This window comes from Actinocatenispora rupis, from assembly GCF_016861975.1.
GTDB classification, from domain to species: domain Bacteria; phylum Actinomycetota; class Actinomycetes; order Mycobacteriales; family Micromonosporaceae; genus Actinocatenispora; species Actinocatenispora rupis.
The window spans coordinates 35,051-56,711 of sequence record NZ_BOMB01000027.1; the positions used below are offsets into that span (position 1 = coordinate 35,051).

Consider the following 21,661-nt stretch of genomic DNA (forward strand, 5'->3'; position numbering starts at 1 on the left):
AACGGAGAAAGGTCGGAAAAGGTACCGGAAGGGTCAGGTGAAGATGCTGACTCCGCCAGGCCCGACCAGCAGGCCGACGATGATCAGCACGATGCCCCACAGGATCCGGCGCCGCAGCAGAGACACGACGCCCGCCACGACCAGCACCACGGCAAGTATCCACAGCAGAAACGTCAACATGCCCCTGTGGTTCCCCGGATCCGGCCGGTGGAAACGTCACTCCGGTACTCGCGGCCCCGGTTCGGCGAGCGGGGCGAGCAGGTCGCCGTCGGCGTCGATGCGGGCCAGAACGTCGGCGGGGCCACCGGTGACCGGTTCGCCCGACTCCACTTCGGCCCAGTGCAGCGGCATCGACACCATCGGCCGGTCCCCGGCGCGCAGCGAGTACGGGGCGACGGTGGTCTTCGCCGCGTTGTTCTGGCTCCAGTCGATGAAGACCTTCCCGGGGCGCAGCGCGCGCGCCATCCGGTCCACGATCCGGTCCGGGTACCGCGCGGCGAGCCGCCCCGCCAGCGCCTTCGCGTACGCGGAGACGGTCCGGGCGTCCTGACTGCCGGACACCGGGCACAGCAGCTGCATCCCCTTGCGCCCGCTCGTCTTCGGGTACGCGTCGATCCCGTCGTCGGCCAGTTCCGCGCGCAGCGCCAGCGCCACCGGCAGGCACTCGGCGAGCCCGGCCGGCGGCCCCGGATCGAGGTCGAAAACGAGCAGGTCCGGTGGCTGCGCGGCGTCCCCGCCGTCCACCCTCCACTGTGGAACGTGCAGTTCCAGCGCGGCCAGGTTCGCCAGCCACACCAGCGTCGGCAGCTCCTCCACCACCACGAAGTCCACGGTGTCCCGGCTCATCGTCGATCCGGGTACGGGCAGCCGCGCGGTGCGTACCCAGGGCGGGGTGTGGGACGGCGCGTTCTTCTCGAAGAACCGCTTCGCCGCCGCGCCGTCCGGGTAGCGGATGGTGGTCAGCGGCCGGCCGGCCAGGTGCGGCAGCAGCACCGGCGCGACGCGGGTGTAGTACTCGACGACCTCGCCCTTGGTGAACTCCGGGTACATCGGTTTGTCCAAATTGGACAGTTCGAGTTCGCGGTCCTCGACGCGGACCCGGACCCGGCCGCCGGCGCTCACCGCTCCACCAGCTTGTCCGTACGGATCCGGCGCAGCCGCGGGAAACGCAGCCGTCCGTCGCTCGTCCGGTTGCCGTACGCCACCTCGACCACCACCATCGGCTCCACCCACGTCGCGCCGCGCGCGTCCTCCCGCGGTACCGGCTCGGCGAACGGGGATGTCGGGCGCCGCAACGGATCCAGCAGGTCCAGCAGTTCGCGGTGCTGGTGCGCGGAGATCCCGCCCCCGACCCGCCCCCGGTACGCCAGCCGCCCGTGCTCGTCGTACTCGCCGACCAGCAGGGCGCCGAGTTCCCGCACGCCCGGCCGGTACCCGCCGACCACCAGGTCGTCGGTGACGACCCGCTTCACCTTCACCCAGTCGGGGCTGCGCCGGCCCGGCAGGTACGGCGAGTCGGTGCGCTTGGCGACGACGCCCTCCAGCCCGTTCTCCTCGGCCGCCGCCCACGTCGCCGCGCCGTCCGCGAACACCGGCGACACCGTCCAGTGCGGCCCCTCCGGTACCAGCTCGGCCAGGTCCGCGCGGCGCGTCGCGTACGGCCGGTCGCACTCGTCGACGTCACCCGCCCGCAGCAGGTCGAACACCAGGTACGTCACCGGGTGCCGGGCCGCGAGCCGCGCCGCCCGGCGGGCGTCCCGTACGTGCATCCGTTCGGCCAACGCCTCGAACGACGTACCGGTGGGTCCGAGCACCGCGATCTCCCCGTCCAGCACCACGTCCCCGGGCACCGCCGCCGCCAGCCCGGCCAGTTCCGGGTACGCCACGGTGATCTCCGCGCCGCTCCGGGCGAACAGCCGCAGCCGGTCCCCGACGATCTCCGCGACCGCGCGGACACCGTCCCACTTGAACTCGTACGACCAGCCGTCCCCGCTGGGCAGCGGCGCCGCCACCGCCAGCATCGGCCGGTACGAAGGACCCGCCACGGCCTCACGATAGGCGCCGTTTCCGTGCATGATGGAGAGATCGCCGGCCCGACGGAAGGTGCTGGCGGGGACCGCGCCGGGCGGGTCACGTTCCGGTGCCGCGGATGCCGGCGGTGTCCGCGGTGTCGCGCCGGGTCCGGCGGGTCCTTTCCGTCGTACCTCCGTGGGGGAGGGAGGGACATGCGAGCGATCTGGAAGGGCGCGGTCTCGTTCGGCCTGGTCTCCATCTCGATCAAGCTGTACGCCGCGACCGAGGAGAAGAGCATCCGGTTCAACCAGGTCCATGCCGCGGACGGCGGCCGGATCCGGTACCAGCGGGTCTGTTCCGTCTGCGGCGAGCAGGTCAGCTACGACCAGATCGCCAAGGGGTACGACATCGGCGGCGACGAGATGGTCGTGCTGACCGACGACGACTTCGCCGACCTGCCGCTGCCCACGTCGCACGCGATCGACGTGCTGGAGTTCGTGCCCGCCGACCAGGTCGACCCGATCCTGTACGGCCGCACCTACTTCCTGGAGCCGGACGGCGCCGCCGCCAAGCCGTACGTGCTGCTGCGTGACGCGCTCGCCGACTCCGAACGGGTCGCCATCGTCAAGATCGCGCTGCGCCAACGGGAGCAGCTCGCCACCCTGCGGGTACGCGAGGACGTGCTCGTCATGCACACGATGCTCTGGCCGGACGAGGTACGCCGGCCCGAGTTCGGTTTCCTCGACGAGGACGTGACCGTACGGCCGCAGGAGCTGTCGATGGCCACGTCGCTGATCGACTCGATGACCGCCGACTTCGACCCGGAGGAGTACACCGACGACTACCGGGAGGCGCTGCAGAAGGTCATCGACGCGAAGGTGGCCGGGCGCGAGGTGGCGCACGTACCCGAGGAGGAGCCGGCGCCGGCGAACACCATCGACCTGATGGCGGCGCTCCGGGCGAGCGTCGACCGGGCCAAGACCCGGCGCGGCGAGGCGCCCGAGGAGAAGAAGAAGCCGGCGAAGAAGGCCGCCGCGAAGAAGGCCGCGCCGCGCAAGACCGCCGGAAAGAAAACGGCGTCGGCGACGAAGCGTAAGACCGCCTGACCCCGCTCGGCCGTCACCCTGACGACGGTTCATGCCGATATGCCTGTGCACCAGCCCTTATCGGGCTAGCTTGAGCGCAAGGGACATATCGACGCGCGGTAACCGCCGCCCATGCCGCTCCGTCGGCGACGGTCGCCGAACCGAGAGGGGGGCCAGTGACCACGGATCTGGCGGTCAACGTCGGCAGCTCGATCACGAGCATGCTCACCACGATCGCGAACTTCATCCCGAAACTCGTACTGTTCGCCGTCATCCTGGTGATCGGCTGGATCGTCGCGAAGGTGCTCCGCAACGTCCTGGCGCGCGTCCTGGCGCGGGTCGGGTTCGACCGGGTCGGCGAGCGCGGCGGCATCAACCGGTACCTCGGCAAGTACACCGCCAGTACGGCCGTGGCCCTGCTGGTGTACTACGCCGTCCTGTTGTTCGCGCTGCAGCTCGGTTTCGGCGTGTTCGGCCCGAACCCGGTCAGTACGATGATCAACGGGATCGTCGGGTTCCTGCCGAAGGCGTTCGTCGCGATCGTCATCGTGATCATCGCCGCCGCCATCGCCCGGGTGGTCAAGGACATCATCGTGAACGCGCTCGGCACCCTGTCGTACGGCAAGGTGCTCGGCACGATCGCCCAGGTGTTCATCCTCGCGATGGGCATCATCGCCGCGCTGAACCAGATCCACGTCGCCACCTCGGTCATCACGCCGCTGTTCGTGGCCGCGCTGGCGATCATCGCGGGCGTCGCGATCGTCGGCGTCGGCGGCGGCCTGATCGGGCCGATGCGGGAACGCTGGGAGCGCATGCTGAACCGCGCCGAGAGCGAGGTCGGCACCGTCCGCGAGGTACGCAGCCGCTCCGCGCAGCACGACGTACAGCGGGAAGGCGCCCGGCCGGGGGTGAGCGGCGGCCAGCCGCAGCACGCCGCCGCGCCCACGTCCGCCGGCCAGCCCGGCATGGGCGGCCAGCCGGGCGCGGGACGGCCGGGCATGGGTCAGCCGGGCATGGGTGGCCAGACCGGAATGGGCGCCCAGCCCGGAATGCCGTCCGGCAACCCGCCGACCGACCCCGGGTACGGGAGGCCGCCGCAGCACTGAGTCCGGCGGTACCGGCACGACGCGGCCGGGTGGCGCGGGGGTGACCCGCCCACCCGGCCGCCGTACGTGGCGGGTCCGGTACCCGGGTCATGTCCGGACATGACGCCTTCACCCGGTACCTTGCCGACCGTTACCCGCTGCGAGAAAGGTCACGAACAGCGAGGTCGGGGCGTACCGTGCCGGGCGCGGTGGGCCGGCGCGGGTTAGGCTGACTCCCGTGCGACCGGACCTGGACATCTCGGTGCGCCACGAGCCGGAAGAGACCGTGGTGGCGCTCGCCGGCGAAATCGACATCCACACCGTGTCGCGGCTCGTCTCCACGGTCGAGGAGAGCCTCGAACAGCACGGGCCCGCGCGCCTGCTCCTCGACATGGGTCAGGTGACGTTCTGCGACTCGCAGGGTCTCGGCACCCTCGTCGTGCTCAACCGCACCGCGACGCGCGCCCGCAGTTCGCTGGTGCTCACCAACGTGGGGGCGTTCCTCACGCGCCTGCTGGAGGTCACCGGCCTGCGGCACGCGTTCACCATCCGCCCCTGACTCACCCGTTCCGGGGACATCGTCCCGGAAGCTCGGTGCGTCCGGGATCGCCGATCCTGGAACGCAACCCACCGCGTACGGTGTGGCGGCTCCGCGCGCGGCGGTGCCGGCGGGGCGGCCGGTAGCGTGGCGGCATGACGAGTGAGCGTGGCGAGCAGCCGCCGGTCGCGCGGCGGGTGCCGTCGGAGCGGACACAGCACGGGGACACGGTCGTCGACGAGTACGCGTGGTTGGCGGACAAGCAGGCCCCGGAGACCCTCGCGTACCTGCGGGCGGAGAACGCGTGGACCGAGCGGGTCACCGCCCATCTGGGTGATCTTCGGGAGCAGATCTTCACCGAGATCAAGGACCGTACGCAGGAGACCGACCTGTCCGTGCCGACCCGCAAGGCCGGCTGGTGGTACTACACGCGCACGGTCGAGGGGCAGCAGTACCCGATCCACTGCCGGGTGAAGGCGGGCGACGACCCGACGCCGCCGTCGGTGGAGCCGGGCGTACCGGTGGCGGGCGAGGACGTGCTGCTGGACCAGAACGAGCTGGCCGACGGGCACGAGTTCTTCGCGCTGGGCACGTTCACGGTGAGCGTGGACGGCCGGTTCCTGGCGTACGCGGACGACTTCGCCGGGGACGAGCGCTTCACGTTGCGGGTCAAGGATCTCGCGTCCGGCGAGCTGCTCGACGACGAGGTCCCGGACACCGCGTACGGCGCGGCCTGGTCGGCGGACTCGACGCACCTGTTCTACCTGACGGTCGACGACGCGTGGCGGCCGTACCGGGTGTGGCGGCACCGGATCGGTACGAAGGCGTCCGACGACGTCATCGTGTACGAGGAGCCGGACGAGCGGTTCTGGGTGGGGGTCGGGCTGACCCGCAGCGAGCGGTACATCCTGATCGACCTGCACAGCAAGGTGACCAGCGAGGTGCGGTACCTGCCGGCGGACGACCCGACGGCCGAGCCGACGCTGATCCGCGCCCGCAAGCAGGACGTCGAGTACGAGGTGGACCACCAGATCGTCCACAGTGGACCGGACCGGTTCCTGGTGCTGCACAACGATTCCAGCGTCGGCGGCGGGGTGAACTTCGCGCTCGCCGCGGCGCCGGTGGACGCGCCGGACGAGTGGACCACCGTCGTCCCGCACGCCGACGACACCCGGCTGCTGGACTTCGACGTGTTCGCCGACCACCTCGTACTCAGCCTGCGCCGCAACGTCCTCACCGGTCTGCGGGTGTACCCGCTGGCGGTGGACGGCGCGCTCGGCGAGGGCCACGACGTCGCCTTCCCGGAGCCGCTCTACTCCGTCGATCCGGACCTGAACGCGGAGTACGACACGGACACGTTCCGGTTGTCGTACACGTCGCTGGTGACGCCGCGGTCGGTGTACGACTACCTGTTCGCGACCCGGGAACTGGTGCTGCGCAAGCGAACCCCGGTCCTCGGCGGCTACGACCCGGAGCAGTACGAGCAGTTCCGGGAGTGGGCGGTCGCGCCGGACGGCACCCGCGTGCCGATCTCCGTCGTCGCGCGCCGCGACACCCCGCGCGACGGCACCGCACCGTGCCTGCTCTACGGCTACGGCTCGTACGAGATCTCCGTCGACCCGAGCTTCCAGGTCGCCCGGCTGTCCCTGCTCGACCGCGGCTTCGTGTACGCGATCGCGCACGTCCGCGGCGGCGGCGAGATGGGCCGCGCCTGGTACGACGACGGCAAGATGCTGCGCAAGAAGAACACGTTCACCGACTTCGTCGCGTGCGCCCGGCACCTGGTCGACGCGGGCTGGACGTCGGTGCCGAAGCTCGCCGCGTACGGCGGGTCGGCCGGCGGGCTGCTGATGGGCGCGGTCGTGAACGAGGCGCCCGACGCGTTCGGCGCGATCGCCGCGGTGGTGCCGTTCGTCGACGCGCTGAACTCGATCCTCGACCCGTCGCTGCCGCTCACCGTCATCGAGTGGGACGAGTGGGGCGACCCCCTCCACAACGCCGACGTGTACGCCTACATGAAGTCGTACTCGCCGTACGAGAACGTGGGCGACGCGTCCACGTACCCGCCGATCTACGTGGAGACCAGCCTCAACGACACCCGCGTGCTCTACCACGAGCCGGCGAAGTGGGTGGCCCGGCTGCGCGCCGCGGGCGCCCCGCACGTCACGTTCAAGACCGAGATGGAGGCCGGCCACGCCGGACCGTCCGGCCGCTACAACACCTGGCGCGAGACCGCCCGGCTGTACGCCTGGATCGTCGACACCGTCGGCTGACGCCCGGCGAGCATCGCAGCGAGCGCAGCGAGCGAGGAGCGGAACCGGGCGGAAGCCGACCAGCCAACACAGTCGGCTGACGCCCGGCGAGCACAGCGAGCGAGGAGCGGAACCGGGCGGAAGCCGACCAGGCCAGCACCGTCGGCTGATTCTCTCTGGTACGGCGGCGGGCCATGCGCCCGTCGCCACCCGGCCGCGGGGACGGGCAGGGGCGTACTACTGTCGCGCGGGTGACGAAACGGGGCAGAGCCGCGTGAGCGGCGCGAGGCTGGGCGTCGACTTCGGTACGTCGCACACGGTCGCGGTGCTGGCGTATCCGGACGGCCGGACCCGGCCGCTGCTGTTCGACGGCGGCGCACCGCTGCTGCGCTCCGCGGTGTACGCCGACGGCGGCGGCGACCTGCTGGTCGGGCAGGACGCGGTGCGCCGCGCCGGGCTCGACCCCACGCGGTACGAGCCGCACCCGAAGCGGCACGTGGACGACACGTCGGTGCTGCTCGGCGACCGCGAGTTGCGGGTGGTGGAGCTGATCGCCGCCGTGCTGCGCCGGGTCGGGGACGAGGCCCGCCGGGTGGCCGGGCCGCCCGCGGAGGTGGTCCTCACCGTGCCGGCCGCCTGGGGTCAGCCCCGTCGACAGGTACTGCTGGACGCGGCGGCGGTGGCCGCCCTGGCACCGACGCGCCTCGTACCGGAACCGGTGGCCGCCGCGACGTACTTCGTGGCCGTGCTCGGCGCGCGGATCGCGGACGGCCGGCCGATCGCGGTGTTCGACTTCGGCGGCGGCACTCTGGACGTCGCCGTGGTACGCCGGGCTGGGGCGGGGTTCGAGGTGCTGGCCACGGGCGGGCTGGACGACCTGGGCGGCGTCGACCTGGACGCCGCGATCGTCCGCCACCTCGGCGACGCGGTACCGGCCGGGCAGCGGGGCGCCTGGGGCACGCTCCTCGCGCCCCGCGACACGGACGAGCGGCGCGACGCCCGCCTGCTCTGGGACGACGTACGCACCGCCAAGGAGACGCTGTCCCGTACGAATCTCGCACCGGTCCGGCTGCCCCGGGTCGGCACCGAGCCGCACCTCACGCGGCACGAGTTCGAGGCGCTGGCGGCGCCGCTGCTCGACCGCGCGGTCGCCGAGACCCGCCGTGTACTGTCCACGGCCGGGCTCGCCCCGTCCGCGCTCGCCGGCCTGTACCTGGTCGGCGGCTCCAGCCGGGTACCGCTGGTGTCGCAGGCGCTGCACTCCGGCCTCGGCGTACCGCCGCTGGTGCTGGAACAGCCCGAGGTCGCCGTCGCCGAGGGTGCCGCGCGCCTCCCCGCCGCCGCTCCGCCCGGACCCGCCGCGCCGGCCGTACCAGCGGCGGTTCCCGTGCCGGCCGGCTCGGCGCATCCGGCTGCACCTGCGGCTGCTTCCCCGCTCGCCACAACGCATCCGGCCGCCGCGCCCGGATCACCGCGTACGGGGCACCCTGGCCGTACGGCGTCCGGCAGGCCCACGCCGGCACGGGCACCAGGTACGGGCCGGAGGCGGCGGCTGTGGCTGCTGGCGATCCCCGCCGGGATCCTGGCCGTACTCGCCGGCGCCGGCGTCTACGTCTTCGGCCTGCACCCCGGCCTGTCGATGCTGAGCATGCCGAGCAGCATGGTCGGGTTCGCGCAGAAGTGGTGGACGTCCACGTCGTCGTGCCGCAGCATCGAATCCCCGAACACCACCGGCTACACGCACCTGACCGAGCCGACCAACGACACGATGGTCAACGCCGAGATCGCCGGCCGCGGGTACGTCTGGCGCTGCGACATGACCGCCAGCGTCCGCGCCGCCACCACGGCCGACTACGTCGTGTTCACCGGCGTCGACAGCAGGTCCACGGCGGACGGGACCGAGGCGGAACACATCCAGAAGACGTGGGCGGCCGAGAAGCGCGACTTCGCGACCGTCGGCGGCAGCTACGCGTACGCCGCACCGAGCAGCCACGTCGACCCGCGCGCCAAGCTGTACTGGACGAACGACGAGTACCCGAGCACGGGCGAGGACGTGATCGACGGGTTCCTGGTGTCGACGAAGAACGGCGACGTCGACAAGCTCTACCAGCTGTGGCGCGACCACGCCTGACCGACGTGCCTGCCGCCACCTCGGGCGCGACGGCGACGGTCAGGCGGTGACGAGGTCGGCGAGCAGCTCGGCGGGCAGGTTCCCACCCGACACCACGGCGACGGTACGGCCGGTGGGCAGTTCGTCCACGTGGTACAGGTACGCGGCGGTCGTGGTGGCGCCGGACGGTTCGGCGACGAGGCGGCCCTGGCGGGCGAGAACGCCGACGGCGGCCCGGATCTCGTCCTCGGCGACGGTGACGATCCCGTCCAGGTGCGCGCTCAGGTGCGCCAGCGTCAACTCCGACAGCGCGGTACGCATACCGTCGGCGATCGACGCGTACCGCTGCTCGTCCGGGTACGGCACGAGCCGGCCGGCGGCGAGCGAGTCGCGGGCGTCGGGCGCGACGGCCGGTTCCACCCCGTACACCTTGGCGGTGGGGCGCAACGCCTTCACCGCGGTACTCACGCCGGACGCGAGACCGCCGCCGCCGACCTGGACGAGTACCACGTCGACGGCGGGCTCGTCGGCGAGGATCTCCAGCCCGACCGTGCCCTGCCCGGCGATCACGTCCCGGTGGTCGAACGGCGGCACGATCGCGAGCCCGCGCTCGGCGGCGATCCGCTCCGTGGTGTCGAGCCGCTCGGCCCCCGGTACGAGAACGACCTCGGCACCGTACGAGCGGATCGACTCGATCTTGGTGGCGGGCGCGACGTCCGGCACGACGACGACGGCGGGCACCCCGAACACGGCCGCCGCGTACGCCACGGCCTGGCCGTGGTTGCCGGACGAGTGCGTGACGACGCCGCCCCGGCGTACCTCGTCGGGCAGGGACGCGATCGCGTGGTACGCCCCGCGGATCTTGAACGCGCCGACCGGCTGGAGGTTCTCCGGCTTGAGCGACAGCGGGCGCTCGGGCGTGCCCCACGTCTGCGGCAGCAGCGGCGTACGCACGGCGATGCCGGCCAGGTTGTCCGCCGCCGCCCGGATGTCCTCGACAGTCACCAGCTCCATGCCGTCATCCTGCCGCGCCGACCGTACGCCGGGGCCGACCCGCGGCGCAGCTCACAACGCCCGGGGCCGGCCCGGTCAGGACCGGCGCAGGTCGGTGAGCGCGGCCCAGATGCCGTCGGCGAGCAGGCGGGCCTCGTCGTCCGACATCACGAACGCCGGCGAGATCTGGATGGCACCCGCGCCGACCACCCGGGTCGACACCGCCTGCTTGCGGAGCGCCTTGACCAGGTTCGGCGCGAGCGTCGGCTCGGTGAGCTGCACGGCGGCCAGCGCACCGGCGCCGGCGCGTACCTCCGCGACGAGGGAGTGCTCGGTGAGCCGGGCCAGCTCGCGTACCAGGGTCGACTCCAGCCGCTTGGACTCGGTGAGCAGGTGCTCGCGCTCCAGGATGTCCAGGTTGCGCAGGGCGACCGCGGCGGCGGCCGGATGCCCCGAGTACGTGTAGCCGTGGCGCCACCACACGCCCGCGCCCGGCCGGAAGAACGGCTCCGCGACACGCCCGGCGGCAATCACCGCGCCGAGCGGCAGGTACCCGGAGGTGATGCCCTTGGCGCAGGTGATCAGGTCGGGGTCCAGGTTGTACCGCCCGCTGGCGAACCAGTCGCCGCCGATGCGGCCGAAGCCGGTCACCACCTCGTCCGCGACGAACAGCACCCCGTACTCCCGGCAGATCCGGCGCACCTCGGTCAGGTACCCCTCGGCCGGCGGGTACACGCCGCCCGCGCCGATCACCGGCTCGCAGAAGAACGCCGCCACCCGGTCCGGCCCGATCCGCTCGATCGTGGCGCGCAGCTCCTCCGCCGAGTCCCGCGACACGACGGCGGTGTCCGGCATCAGCTCCCCGTACCCCTCGCGGTTGCCGGGGATGCCCGCCATCGCCGTCCCCGCCACGTGCATCCCGTGGTACGCGTTGGTGCGGGAGACGAGCACGGTGCGCTGCGGTTGACCCAGCTCGTGCCAGTACCGGCGGGCGAGCTTGGCGGCGGTGTCGACCGAGTCGGAGCCGCCGGACGTGAAGAACACCTTGGCGCCGGCGAGGGGCGCGAGCGACGCGACCCGTTCCGCCAGGTCCAGCGTGGTACGCACGGCGAAGTCACCGAACGACGAGTACGCGGCGAGCTTCTTCATCTGCTCGGCGGCGGCCTCGGCCAGCTCCCGGCGGCCGTGCCCGACGTTCGCGAACCAGAGGCCGGCGGTGGCGTCGAGGTAGCGCCGGTCGTTCTCGTCGAAGACCCAGACCCCGTCGCCGCGGTGCAGCACGAACTCACCCGACTCGCTGACCTCGCCCATGTCGGCGAACGGATGCCAGAACGCGCCCATCTACCCCTCCTCACACCGCCCGGCGGCCCAGGCGGGTCGGCCACGGCCTGCGGCCGACCGTACCCCGGGCGGACGCGCGGCGCCGGGCCAACCCCGGCGGGTCAGCGGGGACGGGTGGGGCCGGTACCGGCGCCGGAGCGTTCGATCGCCTCGGCGATCTCGTCGAGGTCGTCGGCGTCGAGGGTCAGCTCGGCGGCCGGCAGCCAGCCGGTGACCTGGTCGGGGCGGCGGCCGCCGACGATCGCGCCGGTCACACCCGGCCAGGACAGTGTCCAGGCGACGGCGACGGCCGGCAGGGTCAGCCCGCGCCGGTGCGCGACGCCGCCCATCCGCCGGGCCAGGTCCAGGTTGCGGTCGAGCGCCGCGCCGACGAAGTCGCCATCGGTACGCCGCCAGTCGTCGGCCGGCAGCGCGGCCACCCGTTCCCGGCTGAACGCCCCGGTCAGCAGGCCCGACTGCATCGGGCTGTACCCGATCACGCCCGTCCCATGCTCGGCGCACCACGGGATCTCGACGGCCGCGGCCGCCCGGTCGATCGCGGAGAACGGCGGCTGGAGCGAGTCCACGTGCCCGATCGCCTCGGCTTCGGCGAGCTGCTTGGCGTCGTGGTTGGACAGCCCGACCGCGCGGACCTTCCCCTCCCGCTTCAGGTCCAGCAACGTCTGCCAGTACTCGGCGAGCGGCGTGCCGTCCGCCGGCTCGTCGGCCGACTCCGCCGGCCAGTGCATCTGGTACAGGTCGATGCGCTCGACGCCGAGCCGGCGCAGCGAACCCTCGACCTCGCGGCGGATGCTCGCGGCGGCACCGACCCGGCGCGGCTCGACGCCGCGGTCACTCTCGTCGACCACCAGGCCACACTTCGTGAAGACGTACGGCCGCTCCTCCTCGCGGTACTGGGCGATCGCGGCGCCGACCACCTCCTCGGAGTGCCCGAGCCCGTACACGGCGGCGGTGTCGATCCAGTTGACGCCGTGCTCCACCGCGTACCGGACGGCGGCGGCCGAGTCGGCGTCGTCCTGACCGCCCCAGCCGTACCGCCAGCCGGCGCCGCCGATGGCCCACGCACCGAAGCCGACGCGCGTGATGTGCATGTCCGTCCGACCCAACCGCGCGGTGGGGAGATCGGTACTCGGCATCGCCGGCCACCTCCTTGCCTCTGCTCGTCGGGAGCCCGGCCCCGGCTCCTGAGGAGAACAGTGGCGCACGTCGCCTCCGCACGTGCGACATTGCGCGGATCCGTGGAACTTCCCACGGATCGCGGCGCCGGTGTGGGCAGTTCCACATCCGAGCGCGACGGTTGCGCGCGGCGGTCTGTCGCCGGCGACGGCTTTCCCTGGTGGCGCGCGGGATGCAGCCGGCCGTGAACCAACCTCTAACGTCGTCTTACGTAACGGCCGCATGCTCTCGTCGTTACCCATGGTGTCCGCACCCACGGGTACGGGTGTTCGCTGACCTGGCAACCCCGCCAGACGGGTCACGCAGGGTTGAACGGAACTCAGCGGCTTCCGTACTCTTGGGCGGTCCGGTCGGCAGTCGGTCACCAGCCGGGTGACCCCGACGGGACACCGCCGAGTCGCTCGGCGAGCCGGGGAACCAACCGGCTGTCGTTCACGACAGCCAACCGGGGTGAATCCAACGGCTCTCGTACGGGAGCCCGCGGTAGGGCGAACCCACTTCTTCCCGCCCGAACCCGTCAGCTAACCCGGTAGGCGGTAGCGGGAGAAGGAGTGGGCTACTGGTGTCAGTAGCGGGAGTCTTGTCGCGGCCACGCCGCGCTCTTGCTTTGGTCGCCGCCGCCGCTTGTGCCGCCGCGGGCATCGCTCTCACCGGCGGTGCCGCGTTCGCCGATCCGAACAGCACGACCCTTGAGAAGAACATGGACGCGACGTGGTCCAAGCTTGAGGCGAACGGCGAGAAGTACAAGGAGAACGCGTACCAGCTGCAGAAGAACCAGGCGCAGTCCAGGAAGCTCGCCAAGCAGCTCGTGCCGCTGCAGAAGAAGGTCGACTCCATGTACAAGGAGGTCGGCTCCTACGCCGCCGCCGCGTACAAGGGCGGCAACCTGTCGGCGGTGAACTCGATCCTGACGTACGGGTCGGCCTCGACGATGCTCGACCAGGTCGCCACGCTCGACCGGATGGCGGCCGACCAGCACCGCAAGGTCGCCAAGTACGAGAAGGCGAAGAACGACCTCGACGCGAAGAAGCGCAAGTACGACACGCTCGTCGCGCAGAACAAGAAGCAGCAGGTCAAGCTGGCCGCCGAGAAGAAGAAGCTCCAGGGCGACATGTCGACCATGGAGAAGCAGTACCAGCAGACCGCGGCCGGGCGTTCGCAGGGCGGCAGTGGCCTGCCCGACCTCGGCTACATCCCCGGTCCCGGCGGCAAGGCCGTGCGGTACGCGATCGACCACCTCGGCGACCCGTACGTGTGGGACACCGCCGGGCCGAACGAGTTCGACTGCTCGGGTCTGACGATGGCGGCCTGGGCGGCGGCCGGCGTCAGCATGCGGCACTACACGTACGACCAGTATTCGGCCTTCCCGCACGTCGGCCGGGACGAGCTGATGGCCGGTGACCTCGTGTTCTGGAACGGTGCGGAGCACGTCGGCATCTACATCGGCAAGGGGTACGTGATCCACGCGCCGCAGCCGGGTGAGGGCGTCAAGGTCTCCCCGGTCGACTACCCCGGCACCTGGTACGGCGCGGTCCGTCCGGGCTGACCGTTCCACCTGCCTCGTCGAGGGCCGGTCCACCGTCGCGGTGGGCCGGCCTTCGTCGTCCGTGCGTCGACCTGGCGGTTCAGCGGTGGTGTTCGGCGGCCAGCCGGGCGGTGATCGCGGCCGGGCCGGACGGTCGGGCGAAGTGCCAGCCCTGGCCGACGTCGCAGCCGATGGCGCGCAGCCGGGCGGCCTGCTCGTCGGTCTCGACGCCTTCGGCGATGACGGTCAGGTCCAGCGCGTGCGCCAGCTCGACCAGCGTCGCCACGATCCGTTCGTCCACCGGGTCGGTCGACGTACGCCGGGCCGTGGGGGTGCCGGACACGAACGAGCCGGCGATCTTCAGCGCGTGTACCGGCAGTTCCCGCAGGTACGCCAGGTTGGAGTAGCCGGTGCCGAAGTCGTCGATGGCGAGCCGTACGCCCATCTCGGCGAGGGTGTGCAGGGCGCGCAGCGGCTCGGCGGCCGGGCCCATGATGGCGCTCTCGGTCAGTTCCAGGACGAGCCGGTCGGCGGGCAGCCCGGTGTCCCGGAGTACGGCGGCGACCTCCTCGGTGAGGTCCTGCTCGTGCGCCTGCCGTACGGCGAGGTTGACGCTGACCCGGAAGTCCGGCCCGGCGATCGCCTGCCACGCCTGCGCCTGCGCGCACGCGGACTGGAGTACCCAGCGGCCGAGGGGGACGATCGCGCCGGTCTCCTCGGCCAGGTTGATGAACTGGTCGGGCGGCAGCAGCCCGAGTTGCGGGTGCCGCCAGCGCACCAGCGCCTCGACACCCCACAGCCGGTCCGACTCCAGCGACACCAGCGGCTGGTACTCGACGACGAACTCGCCGTGCTCGACGGCGGCGGGCATGGTCGCGGCCAGCGTGTACCGGGCGACCTCGCGGGCGTGCCGGTCCGGGTCGAACACCGCCCAGCGGCCCCGGCCGTCCGACTTCGCCCAGTACAAGGTGGTGTCGGCGGCCTGCATGAGGTCGGCGGTGGTCAGCCCGGCGATCGGCCGGTCCACGATGCCGATGCTGGCGGAGACGGTCAGCTCCCGCCCACCCACGCGTACGGCCGGGCGGAGTGCGGTGAGCGCCTGCTCGGCGCACCAGGTCAGGTCCATGTCGGGGGCGGTCGGCTTGTCCAGCAGGATGACGAACTCGTCGCCGCCCATCCGCGCGACCAGCCCACCCGACCGGCGTACGGCCAGGTCGAGGCGCTGCGCGACGGCCACGAGCACGCCGTCGCCGATCTCGTGGCCGAAGCTGTCGTTGATCACCTTGAACCCGTCGAGGTCCAGGTAGCAGAGGCCGACCCGGGCGTCCGGATCGGGCGTCGACAGCAGCTCGCCGAGCCGGGCGAAGAACAGCTCGCGGTTGGCCAGGCCGGTCAGCGGGTCGTGCCACGCCTGGTACTCCAGCCGCAGCTCCAGCAGCCGCCGCTCGGTGATGTCCTCGATCATGGCCACCGCGTACGGCTGGCCGGCGGGGGTCTCGATCGCGGACAGCGTCACGCGGCCCCACACGAGCGCGCCGTCGGCGTCCGCGAACCGCCGCTCGACCTGGACCGGCGCGGACCCGCCCGACAGCAGCCCGTCCACGGCGGACCGCACCGCGTCCGCATCCTCGGGATGCGCGTACTCGCCGAGGTCGTGGCCGGTGAGGTCGGTCGGCGCGTGCCCGAGCATGTCGGCGAGGGCCTGGTTGGCGTCGACCACGCGGCGCTGGGCGTCGAGTACGGCCATGCCGATCGCGGCCTCCGCGAACACCGCCTGGAACCGCGCCTGGCTGGCCGACAGCGCCTTCTCCGCCTGCCGCCGGGCGTCGACCAGCGCCAGCCGGATCGACTCCTGCTCCGCCAACGTACGGTCGCGCAGCGCGGCGGCGAAGCCGTCGGCCAGCGCGGACTGCACCTCCAACCGGCGCTTCGCCGTACCGGCGCGGGCGGTGAGCGGGTCGTCGGCGAGCAGCGCGAGCGTACGGCCGAGTCCGATGGGGCCGGTGATGTTGGCGTGGACGAGCGCGGCGCCGATCTGCCGCGCCTCCTCGGCGGGAAACTCGCCCGGGGCGTGCAGCGCGACGATCCGGTCAGCGAGGCCGGCAAGGTACCGGACGAGCTCATCCGATGACATCGGCACGTACGTCTCGTCGGTGACGGCCCGGGCCCACCGTTCGGCGAACCTGGTTCGCCTCCCGTCGACCGCGGAGCCTCGCGCCACGACGCCTTCTCCCCCCTAGCCCCGGGCCCGGACGGACCCGCGTCTGGATGAGGATACGACCGTCGCGGAGCGATTGAAGATCACAAGCCGTTACCGATCAAACCGTCGCTCTGCAAGTTGCTACTACAGGAAGTCACCTCGATCCGCAGCGGTACCGGGCTCACTGTGCGCGCGGTCCCCGGCGCGGAGAGCGTTCCGGTCAGAGCCGGCCGACACCGGCGACGGTGGGAAGCTTGGCCACGAGTTCATCCGATGGCTGAGCCATGTCGGGCCGCCACCGGGTCAGGTGCACGATGCCCGGGTCGACCAGCTCGAACCCGTCGAACAGCTCCGCCACCTCCGCCCGCCGGAACGTGTGGAAGTCGACCAGCAGCGTCTGCCGCTCCGCCCAGTCGAACCCGTCGCCGCTATCCCGCGTCGCCGCCGACACCACCAGGTGGCTGCCCGGCGCCAACGCCTCCCGGTACTTGCGGACCAGCCCCGGCGCGTCCTCGTCCGGCCCGATGTTGTGGAAGACGCCGACCATCACCAGCCCGACCGGCTCGCTCAGGTCGAGCAGGTCGCGTACCTCCGGGGAGCCGAGTACGCCGTCGACGTCGCGGAGGTCCGCGGCCAGCATCCGGGCCCGGGGTACGTCGGCGAGCATGGTGCGGCCGTGTGCGGCGGCGACCGGCTCGTGGTCCACGTACACGACGCGCGCGCCGGGTGCCGCCTCGTGCACGTTGCCCGCCGTGGGCAGGCCGGAACCGAGATCCAGGAACTGCCGCACACCTAGCCCGGTCAGGTACCGCACGGCGCGGCGCAGGAAGGAACGGTTGGCGCGGACGCCGGCGGCGAGGTCCGGCACCCGGGCGCTGAACCGCTCGGCCGCGGCCCGGTCCACCGCGAAGTTGTGCGAGCCGCCGAGCAGGTAGTCGTAGACCCGGGCGACGCAGGGCTCGTCGAAGTCGATCCCGTGCTCGCCCCGTTCGGCCACCATCCAACACCCCCGGTCGGTACTCGCCGACACGCTAGCGATCCGTACGTCGGGGCCGCGACCCCCGTACGGGCGGACCGGCGCACCGTTTCGGCCACCCGGGTACGGCGGATCCGGCTGGCGTGGGGGGTCGCACCGCGCCCGTTCGGGGTATCCGGGGTCCGCGGGTTTGGTAACGCTCCGGATACGAACCGGGGAAAAATCCTCCCCGTAGGGCGTTTCGCTTGAAGGTTACGTACCCGCGCGCAAGACTGGAATGGTCCGGGGGTGAGAGACACCCCACCGCGAGGAACATGGAGGAAGCCATGTGCCTCCACACGCCGGAATGCCCCTCGGCACAGGCACTTGACCGGGAGGCCGCACACGTCGTCTCGGCGCATCCGGAGCAGGGCTGGAGCCTGCTCTGCAACGGCGTCATCCTGTTCGAGGACGACGGAGAGATCCTCCCCGACGGCCACGCCGTCGCACCGCCCCAAACACGCTCAGTCACCACCAAGGCCGGGGTCTGACACCCGCCTCCGATGCTCTGCCGCGTGCGTGACGCACGCGAGTACCCCGCCGGAGGGGCGCGCTCCCCGGCCCCGGCGGGGGCCCTCACGGACCCACAGGTACGACACCCGACGCTCGGCCCGCGGCCGGGCGTTCTTTCGTGTCGGGGGGCTCCGCTAGCGTCGCGGGGGTGGGGGTCGAGGTCACGTTCCTGCCGGGGGATCCCGCGCGCGCCGGCCGGTTCGCCTGGTGGAGCGCGGACGACACGGTCCCGGGCGCGGACGCCGAGCTGGTCGTCGCGCTGCCGGGTACACGTGGGCCACGGCGCCGCCGGGTCGCCGCCCGCGTCCGCGGCGTCGCCGACGCCCTGCCGCACCTGCTGACCCCGACCGGTACCGCGTCGCAGCGCGCCTGGTCGGCCGCCGTACTCACGGGCCTGGGGCTCGTCGCACGCGGCCGGCTCGCCCCGGGACGTACCGCGGGCGGGGTGGCGGTGTGGCGGGCGCTCGCGGAACCCGCCGACGCGGACTGGTTGCGCCGGTGCGCCGCGGCGATGCCGCCCGAGGCGTACGCGGTGCCGGTGGCGGGTGCGGGGCGGATCCTGCTTCCGGCGCCCGAGTCGCTGCTCGCCGCGTGCTGGGACGCGCTCGCGGACACGCTACCGCGCGCGGAGACGGCCACCGTGGCGGCGGAGTACGCGGGGACGGAGGTGCGGTCGGCGGACCGGTACGCGGGCTGGCTCGACGCGGTCGACCGGGAGCTGGGCGGCCGGGTACGGCTGGTGGTGCGGCTGCTGCCGCCGGAGTCGGCGGACGACCCGTTCGCGGTGGTCCTGGCGATGCGCAGCGCGGCCGACCCGAGCCTGCTGGTGGAGCTGGCCGACCTGTGGCGGGCCCCGGCGGAGGTGCTGGCCCGCTTCGGCGCGGACGCCGAGACCGACGTACTGCTGGCGTTGCGGCGGGCGGCGCGGGTGTGGCCGGCGCTCGCTCCGGCGCTGCGCGGTACGACGGCGGAGTCGTTGCCGCTGGCGGACGAGGACCTGGACGCGCTGCTGGGCCCGGCCGCCGAGCAGCTCGCCGCGGCCTCCGTCGACGTACTGTGGCCGGCCGAGCTGACCGGCCGCGGCCCGCGCGTCGTCGCGACGACGCGGCGGCCGGCGGCGACCGGTCCGGCCGCGTTCGGGCTGGACGACCTGCTGGAGTTCCGCTGGCACGGCACGCTGGACGGGGCGGAGCTGACCGACGCGGAGGTCGCCGCGCTGGCCGAGGCGAAGCGCCCGCTGGTACGGCTGCGCGGTCGGTGGGTACGGGTGGACCGGGCGATGGTGGCGCGGCTGCGGGCCGGGCGGGACCGGATCGGGGCGGGCGCGGCGCTCGCCGCCGCCCTCACCGGCGAGCTGTCCACAGTGGACGGACTGGTCGAGTTCCGGCCCGGTCCGGTGCTCGCCGACCTGGTGGACCGGATCGGCGACCGGACGACCGACGTGCCGACGCCGGACGGGCTGGTGGCCACGCTGCGGCCGTACCAGCGGCGCGGGTTGGCGTGGCTGGCCGGGATGGCCGCGACCGGGCTGGGCGGCTGCCTCGCCGACGACATGGGCCTCGGCAAGACGGTGCAGCTCATCGCGTTGCACCTGCACCGGCGGTCGCTCCACAGTGGACCGACGCTGGTCTGCTGCCCGACCTCGTTGCTGGGCAACTGGGAGCGCGAGGCGCGGCGGTTCGCCCCGGACGTACCGGTGCGGCGGTTCCATGGCGCGGCACGGGATCTGACCGGGCTGGCCGACGACGAGATCGTACTCGCGACGTACGGGGTGCTGCGGTCGGACACGGCCGCACTGGCCGGTGTCCGCTGGGGGCTGATGGTCGCCGACGAGGCGCAGTACGTGAAGAATCCGTTGTCCCGTACGGCGAAGGCGCTGCGCGCGGTGCCCGCCGCGGCCCGCATCGCGCTCACCGGTACGCCGGTGGAGAACCGGCTCACCGACCTCTGGTCCATTGTGGACTGGACCACCCCGGGGCTGCTCGGCACGCTGGAGTCGTTCCGCCGCAAGGTCGCCATCCCCGTCGAGCGGTACGGCGACGCCGACGCCGCCGCGCGCCTCGCCGCCGTCACCCGGCCGTTCCTGTTGCGGCGCAGGAAGACCGACCCCGGCATCGCCCCCGAACTGCCACCCAAGACGGAGACCGACGCGCTCGTCGCCCTCACCCCCGAGCAGATCACCCTGTACGAGGCGGTCGTGCGCGACACGATGGCGGAAATCGCTGCGGCGCAAGGGATCGCGCGCCGCGGTCTGGTGCTCAAGCTGCTCACCGCGCTCAAGCAGATCTGCAACCACCCCGCGCAGTACCTGGGGGAGCCGGGGCCGGTCGCCGGTCGTTCCGGCAAGATCGCGGCGATCGACGACCTGCTCGACGTCATCCTCGCCGAGGGCGAGTCGGTGCTGCTGTTCAGCCAGTACGTGGCGATGTGCCGGCTGCTGGAGAGGCACCTCGCGGCGCGCGGCGTACCGACGCTGCTCGTACACGGTGGGGTTCCGGTACGGCAGCGGGAGGAGCGGGTGGCGCGGTTCCAGGCCGGCGAGGTGCCGGTGTTCCTGCTGTCGCTCAAGGCGGCCGGCACCGGGCTCAACCTGACCCGCGCCAGCCACGTCGTGCACGTCGACCGCTGGTGGAACCCGGCGGTGGAGGACCAGGCCACCGACCGGGCGTACCGGATCGGGCAGGACCGGGCCGTGCAGGTGCACCGGCTCGTCACCGAGAACACCGTGGAGGACCGGGTCGCGAAGCTCATCGCGGACAAGCGGGCGCTCGCGGACGCGGTCGTCGGCAGCGGCGAGACGTGGCTCGCCGACCTGTCCGACGCGGAGCTGACCGACCTGGTGGCGCTGGCATGACCGGGCCCGGCGGTACGGAGGAGCTGGTGGTGGCGCGGCGTGCGCCGGAGAGCCGGCGCCGCTTCGGGAACACCTGGTGGGGTCGCGCCTGGCTGGGCGCGCTCGAACGGCAGGCGGAGCTGGACCCGAACCGGCTGCCCCGCGGCCGGACGTACGCCAGGTCCGGGGCGGTCGGCGACACGGTCGTACGGCCGGGGGCGGCGACGGCGCGGGTGCGCGGCTCGCGGCCGGAGCCGTACCGGGTGGTGGTGCGGGTGGCGGTGTTCACGGACGCGGAGTGGGACGGGGTGTTCGCCGCGATGGCGGGGCGGCTGGGGCACGCGGCGGCGCTGCTCGACGGGGAGCTGCCGCCCGAGGTCGTGGACGACGTGGCACGCGCCGGCCTGTCGCTGCTGCCAGGGCCGCGCGACATCACGGTCGGGTGCTCGTGCCCGGACCGGGCCGTCCCGTGCAAGCACGCCGCCGCCGTCTGCTACGTGCTGGGCGACGCGATGGACGCCGACCCCTTCGCCGTACTCCTGCTCCGGGGCCGGGGTCGCGACCGCGTGCTGTCCGCCCTGCGTACGTTGCGGGGCAACGGTTCCGGCCCGCCGGCGGCACCGGCCGCGACGGCGACGGTGCCGGCCGCCGAGGCGTACGCGCGGCAGCCGGCGCCGCTGCCGCACCCGCTGCCCCCACCGCCCGCACCGGGCACGCCGGTACCGCTGCCGGAGTCCGACGCCGTCGACGTCGCGGCGCTGACCGCGCTCGCCGCGACCGCGGCCCGGCGCGCCGCGACCCTGCTCACCGACGGGAGTTAAGAGGTCCTGACAGAAAGGACTGTCGGCGCCTGGCGGACTCAGGACGACGCTGCCGACGTTGTCGGCACAGTCGCATACAACACCGGTATGCGACCGCACCTCCGCCTGGGCAGCCCCGCCCTGAGCCGCGCCAGCCATCCGACGCCTTTCTGCCAGGACCT

General features: G+C 72.8%; 17 protein-coding genes and 1 riboswitch. Of the genes, 9 read left to right on the top strand and 8 right to left on the bottom strand.

What is annotated here, in order from left to right:
• Positions 1-33 precede the first annotated feature (33 nt).
• Genes Aru02nite_RS23465 through ligD (Aru02nite_RS23475) form a run of 3 tightly spaced genes read right to left on the bottom strand, consistent with a single transcriptional unit; the run spans position 34 to position 2,045 of the window.
• Complete coding sequence (locus Aru02nite_RS23465) at positions 34-177, bottom strand: GPGG-motif small membrane protein (protein WP_239076900.1); 144 nt, start codon at positions 175-177, stop codon at positions 34-36.
• Positions 178-216: 39 nt separating this feature from the next.
• Positions 217-1,122 carry a non-homologous end-joining DNA ligase gene (gene ligD / locus Aru02nite_RS23470; protein WP_239076895.1) on the bottom strand — a complete coding sequence of 302 codons (906 nt, stop codon included), beginning with the start codon at positions 1,120-1,122 and terminating at the stop codon, positions 217-219.
• Entirely contained in the window at positions 1,119-2,045 is a 927-nt protein-coding gene (gene ligD / locus Aru02nite_RS23475; RefSeq protein WP_373324956.1) for a non-homologous end-joining DNA ligase, read from the bottom strand. The genes ligD (Aru02nite_RS23470) and ligD (Aru02nite_RS23475) overlap by 4 nt, the downstream gene beginning before the upstream one ends.
• A gap of 180 nt (positions 2,046-2,225) precedes the next feature.
• Between ligD (Aru02nite_RS23475) and ku the strand changes: the two genes are divergently transcribed.
• From ku to Aru02nite_RS23500, 5 genes are all read left to right on the top strand, one after another.
• Entirely contained in the window at positions 2,226-3,119 is an 894-nt protein-coding gene (gene ku / locus Aru02nite_RS23480) for a non-homologous end joining protein Ku (protein ID WP_203661267.1), read from the top strand.
• Between the two features lie 200 nt (positions 3,120-3,319).
• Positions 3,320-4,204, top strand: a complete 885-nt coding sequence (locus tag Aru02nite_RS23485) for a mechanosensitive ion channel family protein (RefSeq protein WP_373324965.1) — start codon at positions 3,320-3,322, stop codon at positions 4,202-4,204.
• A 217-nt stretch (positions 4,205-4,421) separates the two neighbouring features.
• Positions 4,422-4,742 (top strand): STAS domain-containing protein, encoded by a 321-nt coding sequence (locus Aru02nite_RS23490; RefSeq protein ID WP_203661269.1) that lies wholly within the window; start codon positions 4,422-4,424, stop codon positions 4,740-4,742.
• Positions 4,743-4,876: 134 nt separating this feature from the next.
• A complete protein-coding gene (locus tag Aru02nite_RS23495) occupies positions 4,877-6,994 on the top strand; it encodes a S9 family peptidase (protein ID WP_203661272.1) in 2,118 nt (705 codons plus the stop codon).
• Between the two features lie 253 nt (positions 6,995-7,247).
• Positions 7,248-9,104: an Hsp70 family protein gene (locus Aru02nite_RS23500; protein ID WP_203661274.1), complete on the top strand. Its 1,857-nt coding sequence runs from the start codon at positions 7,248-7,250 to the stop codon at positions 9,102-9,104.
• Between the two features lie 39 nt (positions 9,105-9,143).
• Here the strand turns inward: Aru02nite_RS23500 and Aru02nite_RS23505 are convergent, their stop codons facing one another.
• From Aru02nite_RS23505 to Aru02nite_RS23515, 3 genes are all read right to left on the bottom strand, one after another.
• On the bottom strand, positions 9,144-10,097 hold the full coding sequence (locus Aru02nite_RS23505; protein WP_203661276.1) for a threonine ammonia-lyase: 954 nt from the start codon (positions 10,095-10,097) through the stop codon (positions 9,144-9,146).
• 75 nt (positions 10,098-10,172) lie between these two features.
• Positions 10,173-11,417 carry an aminotransferase family protein gene (locus Aru02nite_RS23510; protein WP_203661278.1) on the bottom strand — a complete coding sequence of 415 codons (1,245 nt, stop codon included), beginning with the start codon at positions 11,415-11,417 and terminating at the stop codon, positions 10,173-10,175.
• A gap of 101 nt (positions 11,418-11,518) precedes the next feature.
• Positions 11,519-12,553, bottom strand: coding sequence for an aldo/keto reductase (locus tag Aru02nite_RS23515; protein WP_203661280.1), 1,035 nt, complete (start codon positions 12,551-12,553; stop codon positions 11,519-11,521).
• 420 nt (positions 12,554-12,973) lie between these two features.
• A riboswitch (cyclic di-AMP (ydaO/yuaA leader) is annotated at positions 12,974-13,144 on the top strand.
• 149 nt (positions 13,145-13,293) lie between these two features.
• Here Aru02nite_RS23515 and Aru02nite_RS23520 point away from each other — a divergent pair.
• Positions 13,294-14,139, top strand: a complete 846-nt coding sequence (locus Aru02nite_RS23520; protein ID WP_203661282.1) for a C40 family peptidase — start codon at positions 13,294-13,296, stop codon at positions 14,137-14,139.
• 79 nt (positions 14,140-14,218) lie between these two features.
• Here the strand turns inward: Aru02nite_RS23520 and Aru02nite_RS23525 are convergent, their stop codons facing one another.
• Together Aru02nite_RS23525 and Aru02nite_RS23530 are read right to left on the bottom strand one after the other, a co-directional pair.
• Positions 14,219-16,339: a putative bifunctional diguanylate cyclase/phosphodiesterase gene (locus Aru02nite_RS23525; RefSeq protein ID WP_239076897.1), complete on the bottom strand. Its 2,121-nt coding sequence runs from the start codon at positions 16,337-16,339 to the stop codon at positions 14,219-14,221.
• Positions 16,340-16,538: 199 nt separating this feature from the next.
• Positions 16,539-17,318, bottom strand: coding sequence for an SAM-dependent methyltransferase (locus tag Aru02nite_RS23530; protein WP_203661284.1), 780 nt, complete (start codon positions 17,316-17,318; stop codon positions 16,539-16,541).
• A 302-nt stretch (positions 17,319-17,620) separates the two neighbouring features.
• Between Aru02nite_RS23530 and Aru02nite_RS23535 the strand changes: the two genes are divergently transcribed.
• The 3 genes from Aru02nite_RS23535 (at position 17,621) to Aru02nite_RS23545 (ending at position 21,500) form a co-directional block, all read left to right on the top strand.
• Complete coding sequence (locus Aru02nite_RS23535) at positions 17,621-17,824, top strand: DUF5999 family protein (RefSeq protein WP_203661376.1); 204 nt, start codon at positions 17,621-17,623, stop codon at positions 17,822-17,824.
• 170 nt (positions 17,825-17,994) lie between these two features.
• Entirely contained in the window at positions 17,995-20,700 is a 2,706-nt protein-coding gene (locus Aru02nite_RS23540) for an SCO1167/SCO6262 family helicase (protein WP_203661286.1), read from the top strand.
• Positions 20,697-21,500, top strand: coding sequence for an SWIM zinc finger family protein (locus Aru02nite_RS23545; RefSeq protein WP_203661288.1), 804 nt, complete (start codon positions 20,697-20,699; stop codon positions 21,498-21,500). Before Aru02nite_RS23540 ends, Aru02nite_RS23545 begins: the two co-directional genes overlap by 4 nt.
• The last annotated feature ends 161 nt before the right edge of the window (positions 21,501-21,661 follow it).

Excerpts from the sequence above, each read along its gene's own strand:
- Aru02nite_RS23505 (WP_203661276.1), bottom strand. The coding sequence starts at position 10,097 with ATGGAGCTGGTGACTGTCGAGGACATCCGGGCGGCGGCGGACAACCTG.
- Aru02nite_RS23545 (WP_203661288.1), top strand. The coding sequence starts at position 20,697 with ATGACCGGGCCCGGCGGTACGGAGGAGCTGGTGGTGGCGCGGCGTGCG.
- Aru02nite_RS23520 (WP_203661282.1), top strand. The coding sequence starts at position 13,294 with ATGGACGCGACGTGGTCCAAGCTTGAGGCGAACGGCGAGAAGTACAAG.
- ku (WP_203661267.1), top strand. The coding sequence starts at position 2,226 with ATGCGAGCGATCTGGAAGGGCGCGGTCTCGTTCGGCCTGGTCTCCATC.
- Aru02nite_RS23535 (WP_203661376.1), top strand. The coding sequence starts at position 17,621 with ATGTGCCTCCACACGCCGGAATGCCCCTCGGCACAGGCACTTGACCGG.
- Aru02nite_RS23515 (WP_203661280.1), bottom strand. The coding sequence starts at position 12,553 with ATGCCGAGTACCGATCTCCCCACCGCGCGGTTGGGTCGGACGGACATG.
- Aru02nite_RS23510 (WP_203661278.1), bottom strand. The coding sequence starts at position 11,417 with ATGGGCGCGTTCTGGCATCCGTTCGCCGACATGGGCGAGGTCAGCGAG.
- Aru02nite_RS23530 (WP_203661284.1), bottom strand. The coding sequence starts at position 17,318 with ATGGTGGCCGAACGGGGCGAGCACGGGATCGACTTCGACGAGCCCTGC.
- Aru02nite_RS23495 (WP_203661272.1), top strand. The coding sequence starts at position 4,877 with ATGACGAGTGAGCGTGGCGAGCAGCCGCCGGTCGCGCGGCGGGTGCCG.
- Aru02nite_RS23485 (WP_373324965.1), top strand. The coding sequence starts at position 3,320 with ATGCTCACCACGATCGCGAACTTCATCCCGAAACTCGTACTGTTCGCC.